This is a genomic window from Hymenobacter sp. AT01-02, from assembly GCF_000961955.2.
GTDB classification, from domain to species: Bacteria; Bacteroidota; Bacteroidia; order Cytophagales; family Hymenobacteraceae; genus Hymenobacter; species Hymenobacter mucosus.
In genome coordinates this window covers 1-6,262 of sequence record NZ_JZIR02000149.1, presented here as the reverse complement: position 1 = coordinate 6,262, position 6,262 = coordinate 1, and the positions used below count along the sequence as shown (strand labels likewise).

6 protein-coding genes are annotated in these 6,262 nt (G+C 50.2%); 3 read left to right on the top strand and 3 right to left on the bottom strand.

Annotated elements, in window-relative coordinates; translation table 11 throughout:
• The coding region (locus VI25_RS21415) for a tyrosine-type recombinase/integrase (protein ID WP_152981755.1) at window positions 1-646 on the bottom strand (646 nt) is incomplete at its 3' end.
• Window positions 647-1,894: 1,248 nt separating this feature from the next.
• On the opposite strand from VI25_RS21415, the gene VI25_RS21410 reads away from it, so the two are divergent.
• The 3 genes from VI25_RS21410 to VI25_RS21400 all read left to right on the top strand — a co-directional run bounded on the left by VI25_RS21410 (window position 1,895) and on the right by VI25_RS21400 (window position 4,555).
• Window positions 1,895-2,659, top strand: a complete 765-nt coding sequence (locus tag VI25_RS21410; protein ID WP_045689760.1) for a ParA family protein — start codon at window positions 1,895-1,897, stop codon at window positions 2,657-2,659.
• A complete protein-coding gene (locus tag VI25_RS21405) occupies window positions 2,656-3,042 on the top strand; it encodes a hypothetical protein (RefSeq protein ID WP_055562859.1) in 387 nt (128 codons plus the stop codon). Before VI25_RS21410 ends, VI25_RS21405 begins: the two co-directional genes overlap by 4 nt.
• Before the next feature lie 313 nt (window positions 3,043-3,355).
• The gene (locus VI25_RS21400; RefSeq protein WP_055562858.1) at window positions 3,356-4,555 is read left to right on the top strand and encodes a replication initiation protein; all 1,200 of its coding nucleotides are present in this window, start codon (window positions 3,356-3,358) and stop codon (window positions 4,553-4,555) included.
• Here VI25_RS21400 and VI25_RS25390 read toward each other — a convergent pair.
• Window positions 4,535-4,711, bottom strand: coding sequence for a hypothetical protein (locus VI25_RS25390; protein WP_161807011.1), 177 nt, complete (start codon window positions 4,709-4,711; stop codon window positions 4,535-4,537). The genes VI25_RS21400 and VI25_RS25390 overlap by 21 nt on opposite strands.
• A 207-nt stretch (window positions 4,712-4,918) precedes the next feature.
• On the bottom strand, window positions 4,919-5,794 hold the full coding sequence (locus tag VI25_RS21390) for a helix-turn-helix domain-containing protein (protein WP_045690812.1): 876 nt from the start codon (window positions 5,792-5,794) through the stop codon (window positions 4,919-4,921).
• Window positions 5,795-6,262 lie beyond the last annotated feature (468 nt).

Sequence of the window (6,262 nt, the reverse complement as noted above, 5' to 3'; positions counted from 1 at the left end):
TAGGACCACACCTTGGCTTCGGGAGATAGAAGATTGCCTTTTCTTCATATTCGCCCAACTGGTTGGTTTTGCTCTTGGCCAGCGACACAATGAGGCAATCCTCCGTGAAGCGCAGCTGCTGCACCGTCAACTCTGAGAGCTCGGACCGCCGGAAGGCCCCCGTAAACCCGAGCAGTAGGATGGCCCGGTCCCGTAACCCAGCCACCGTCTTCGTATCTATGGCGCGCACCAGGCGCTTGAGTTGGGCGAGGGTGAAGGCAGGCGCTTGCTTCTGCCGGACTCCGTGCACGCGGCGGATGCCATCGAGTAGGACCTGAAACTGCTTGTTGTCCGAGGGGTAGTCGAGCCCGCGTAGCACGTGGGCCTTACCAATGGCCGAGAGGTGGCGGTGGATGGTGGCCACCTTCTTGCCCGCATCGGCTAGGTAGGTTACGTAGCCGGCCAGCGTGTCCACCGTAGCCGGCACCGGCTCCAATCGGTTGGCCTGGCACCAGTGGGTGAAGTGGCGCAGATCCGAGGCGTAGGCCCGGGCCGTATTAGGCGCCCCCTGCAGACCGGCCTCGACGTAGTGGGCGGTCTGCTCCGAGAGGCTCGCGAGCGAGTCGGTGGTCCGAGGAGTCGTTACCAGTTGCGCGTCACTTTTCATGTAGCCTATAGTATAAGGAGTAGCGAGGCAAAAAGAGCTCGAAAGGCGAAGATAATGATAGGTTCCGATAAGTAAAGATTATCGGAACCTATGAAAAGGTATGGCTTTCTGTGGTAATCCAAGTGTTTAATTCGACTACCAATCATTCCACTGGCTAACCCTCCGTCGGGTATTCTGGCCACGAAAGTCATCTCCGGGCATCCTTACTATCAAAACCTGGAGTTGCACCGGATGCCTTCCCACCAAGGTCTATCAAGGATAACCGACAGAACTCCGGTCCGGCCTCGACCCACCAAGTCTGCCTGAGCCAAACGAAGTACACAGCAGGATGTTCCTAGTGGGACGAGTGCGGCAAGCCTGACGCCGTTAGTAGAGAACATTATTTACGAGAAGCGGCAGCCCCTGCTCTTGGTAGTGGGGCTTGGGAACTATAGGGTACCTGCCTCCTATTTTGCCTTACTCCCCCCTACCCCTAGTCTTATCGATCTAAACCCTGGAAACTTAGAGAACAGGAGTTTCTTCTTACGCCGAGCCCGTGCTACCCTCTCCTCCAGGGTGGGTGGTCTACCCCTATTGAGCTACTTAAAAAGCCATTCGGGTCGTTCACCCTTCGGCTTGCTTTTGCTCGTGTTGGCTGCCTGGTCTAATCTGCTGCCTCAACCAGCTGAGCCGCTGTACCTCGCCCGTGCCACTTTATGCGCCGTTCACTAGCGGTCATATCCGCCTAAAGCCTCATTAGCATACGGGTACCAGTGAATGCCGTCGGCAAACTCTTGATAATCCGCCTAGATTCCATATCTGTGGTGGCCACCTCGTTAAGTCCACGGTAAGGAGCCTCGAATAGCCAAAGTTGTACGCGTGAGCGGAGGTGGGTTCAATCTCCTGTCCCAGGTTGCAAGGCCTTGGTCGGTTGATTAGACTTGTTCGTGCACGTTGCTAAGCCTCTGTCCCATAATATTATAAAATCCATAGCCTCAAAATACATGTAATGTATGTATAGTATGTCAAGCATTTAATATGTGTAAAACATGTAATACATCCTTTACACACCCAAAGTGATAGGCATACGACACCGATTCCACTCACTACATGTAATACATACAGTATATTTTATGTATGTATTACATGTAGTACACACATAAAATACGCTGTATTCAATACGTGTAATGTAGTTTGTACATATCATAATTGTATAGTATGTATTGAATGTAATGCGTAATATTGACCCAACCAACGGCCTTAGTCGATATGAAGACCATATGTTTTGCCAACCATAAAGGAGGGGTCGGAAAAACCACTTCCACCCTAAGTGTGGCCCAAGTATTAGCTAGTCGGGGACAGCGCGTGCTCCTGATCGATAGTGATTCGCAAACTAACCTGACAATGTCTTTTGATCGTAAGGGTAACCGGCACTTGGGGGAACTGCTCGAGAGTGACGGCAAGATTTCCCTCACAGAGTTGATGGAGCCAGTAGGGGAGGGGATCCACTTGATTGCCGCTTCCCCTCGGCTGCAGCTAGTGGAGAAGCTGATGGCGGGTAGCTCTGGGCTAGAGTTCATCCTGCGGGAGGGCTTGGAGACCGTCGAGGACCAGTTCGACTATTGCCTCATTGATACCCCACCCTCCCTGGGCGGGATTACCTACTCGGCCCTGATTGCGGCGGATGCCGTGTTCATCCCCATGCAGCCGGAGTATTTCGGCTACAACGGGCTAACCTCCCTCTTGCAGGCCTGCGTCCGGGTGCGTAAGCACTACAATCAAAAACTCAAAGTGGGCGGCATCTTCTTCACCAAGTATTCCCCCAGCTACCGCTCCTCAATGCATCATCAGTATGTTAACCTCATTCATGAGGATGAACAACTGGCTCCCTTGGTAATGAACGTGAGCATCCGTCAGAACAACAAGCTGGGCGAAGCGCAAGCCATGCAGGAAACCATTCTGACGTATGCTCCTGATAGTAACGGAGCGCTGGATTACATCTCTCTCACTGACGAACTGCTAGCCCGGCTATGAGTACTACCCCCAAACGCAACTTCACGGCCAAAACGGCCCGTCCCACGATTGATACGTCCGCGCTGTATGGTATGGACGAAGTAACCGTCCCTGATGCTCGCCTCCCGGCGCCAGCCGCTGAACCAACACCCCCGGCGGCTCCGGCTGCTGCTCCAGCGCCGGAAGATGCGGGGCTGGAATGGGTCCAATTCAGTACCTACCTGCGGCGTAATACCTATCTGCGCCTAAAGCAGGCGGAGTACTGGGAGCCGGGCTTTGTCGTCCGGCAGCAAATAGAGCAAGTCGTCAGCGAGCTACTGGACAAGTTGGAAACTGCCAACCGGAGTCTACCCGACGAGCATCTGCGTAAACTATTGCAGAAAAATAAAAAGCTCCGATCTTAAGGTATAAAAAAGCAAAAAAATCTGCGTTTTTGAAGCGGAAATGGACTTTTTTATACTATATCAGCTTACTCTATCTGCTACAAAAAAGACGTTACTCAAAAGCACAACTAGTCTTTTTTTTTATTACTACTCTTATAAGAGTATTATAGGGGCTGTATCTACTTGACTAACAATCGATAATAAGGGGTATCTGCTACAAAAAAGACGTTTGCTGCTACAAAAAAGACGTTGATCTGCTACACAATAGACGTGATTCTGCTACAAAAAAGACGTTTCGCCTTCCTATCTGCTACAAAAAAGACGTTGCCGTCCCATGGAGCCCATTCCTGATAAAAGAGTTGCCCAACATAATGCACTCATCAATGCCCGCTTCAGCTTTGTACCGTTGCAGATGCGGCTGTTCGTCGCGTTGCTCTCCCGCATTGATTTTGAGGATGTTGACTTTAAGGAACACTTCATCCCCTTAGATGAACTCGTGTTTGAGCGTCGCGGTGGTTCGGCCTACGAGCAGGTAGATGAGATGTGTAAAGGGCTTGCTTCGTTCACCCTCTACATTGAAGAGCTGGAGGAGAAGACCCGCAGGCGGCGCCGCAAGCCTAGCTACACGTACATCCCCCTGATGGCCGAAGCGGGCTACCGAGCTGATTTGGGCGGCGTAGTGGCCAGCTTCAACCCCAAGATTATGCCCTACTTGCTGCAACTACGTGAGAGTGGTAACTTCACTACCGCGGAGATCCAACAAGTGCTTAAACTCAAGAGCCCCCAGTCCTTACGCATCTACTGGCTGCTGAAAGAGTATGCCGACTTCGGCAAGCGTACCATCAGCGTGGAAGATCTGCGCTTCGTGCTGGGTATTGAAGAGAATGAGTACCCCCGCTTCTCCAACTTCAAGGCTAGAATACTGGACAAAGCACAGAGCGAGATTGCGGCTACAGACATTCCCTTCACCTATGAACTCGAGCGGGAGGGCAAAACCGTTGCCCGAATCAAGTTCCTGTTCCAGCAACTGGCCGCATCTGCTACAAAAAAGACGTTGCCAGGCGCGGCCGAATGGGCCGAGGCCTTGGCGCAAATCGGCGTAAGTCAGCGCAGCATCACGACCATTGCCCACCAACTGGAAAACAATGAGTACGACGTGGGCTACATTGCTTTCGTCGTGCAGATTGTAGAGGGACAGTTCCAGAAAGGCAAGATCAAGAAACCGGCCGGAGCGATTTATAAGGCCCTCGTCGAAAAGTATCTACTGGACGACTATATCCTGGCCAGCAAGCCTCGAACCGGCGCCAAAAAGGAGTTACCGAAAGCGACGGAACGAAAGCTGGAAGTGGCCTTCCGGTTGAGTGAGGTCCGGGAAATGTACGATAATCCCGGACCCTACGCGCAGCGCCAGAAACGCGCTGACACGTTCGAACAGCACCTGCAGCAGGTGTACCTGCAGGACGGCTTTGCCGTAGAGCAGGCGGGAAGGGGAGGAGTGGCTCGTGAAGCGAAACTAACTGGTGGTCTTGAGTAGTATGAGCACCGTGCTAGTAGTCAGATTACCCCGGTAATCGAATACACGAAAATTGCCATCGTTCATGCGCAAGCTGTGCATGATAAAGGCCTCAAGTTCAGCATCGTTTGCCTGAGCAATTGGTGCGCAGGACAAAGCATTTACTGGCTTGTCCAACACGGAAGGGTACAGCCAGGTAAGCCTTTGTCATTATCAAGTTCAGCGTACCATCAAGTTGATTTTGCCTCAACATTGCTAACCTCTCATACTTCAACCCGAATGCTTTCTCGACACGATGAAGAAACTACCACGGGTGTACCGAGATAGTAAGAGTGTCAGGCAGAAAAACTACATCTAGCTGCGTAGTCTGGCGCCTACCCGGCACTAAATAAAGATACGAGTGCCGGAATAGTTCTCCCGAAACTCAGTAGGCGTGCAACCCTTCTTTTTCTTGAACGTGCGGTTGAAGTTGGAAATATTGTGAAAGCCGCACTTGTATGCTACTTCTGCCACGTTGTGCGTCGTATCGATGAGCATACGTGACGCGTGGCCAAGCCTGATTTCGTTTAAGCTGTCGACGAACGTGCTACCAATTCGTTTTTTGATAAAACGGCTGAAGGAAGCCTCGGGCATGTCTGCCACCTTTGCTACATCCAGAAGTGTGATGGGTTGGCTGTAGTTGTCATTCATGTACTCAAATACCTTCTCAATACGTCGGCTATTGTAGTTAAGCTGCTCGTTGTTGGAAGTTGAGTTGGAAAGCGTATGCATGTTGCGCGAGGTAGAAAGATCGTGCAACAACGACATAAGCTCTAATACCGAATCGAAGCCGCTCTTCTGCTCTAGTTGCAGTAAGCGTGGCAGCAGGCGCTCTATCGTTTCGCGGGAAAACAAAATACCGCGCTGTGATTTCTCGAATAAAGTGCGGATAAAGCTAAGTTGATTTTTACGCAGAAACCGCTCGTCGAACAAGTCCTTGTGAAACTGAATGGTCAGCTCACGAATGTCTTCTGTCTCGCACTTGTGCGTGAACCATGCGTGGTACAGATTCGGCCCAACTAGTACCAGTTCCAAGTCGTCAATCAGGTCAATGTGGTCTCCCACAATACGTTTTGCACCCTTGGCATTGATGATCAGGTTGAGCTCAAACTCCTCATGATAATGCAAAGGGAAATCGAACTTCTTCTTTTTTCGTGAGAAAAGTGTAAAGCAGTCGTTCTGAGTAAGTGGAGTAATCTCCCGCATAATCTCCTGTCTCATGATCAGTTAGAAAGTAAAGATTAGACAAAAATATATTAGTATCATTCTCTACAATAAATGCCTAATAATCAGAATATTAAACCAGATATTTAATTACATTTCTGTTCAAAAGTAGGTAAAATAAAATTTAACACAAGATAAAGTTAAAATAGTATTACTGAGGGATATTGCTAGGTGAATACCTTTGCTTATGTCGGTTATCTGTTTAGACTCATTGAGTAACCTCTGTGCGGCAACAAACCCGAGAACTTCTAGACTAGGTATTTTCTACTTGAATGGAAGACAATGGCTATAGCAGTCCACCTTAACCTGTAGTTGCTTATCTAGCTGTATATGATTGTGCTGAAACCAAGGGCGCTGCTATCCCACTTGGCTGGTGCGCAATGGGCGAACAAGGTGCTTCGCATCCCGCCCAAGTCACAGGCAAGATATTGAAGTCTTATACTGTACTCCGGGGGCATATTCCAG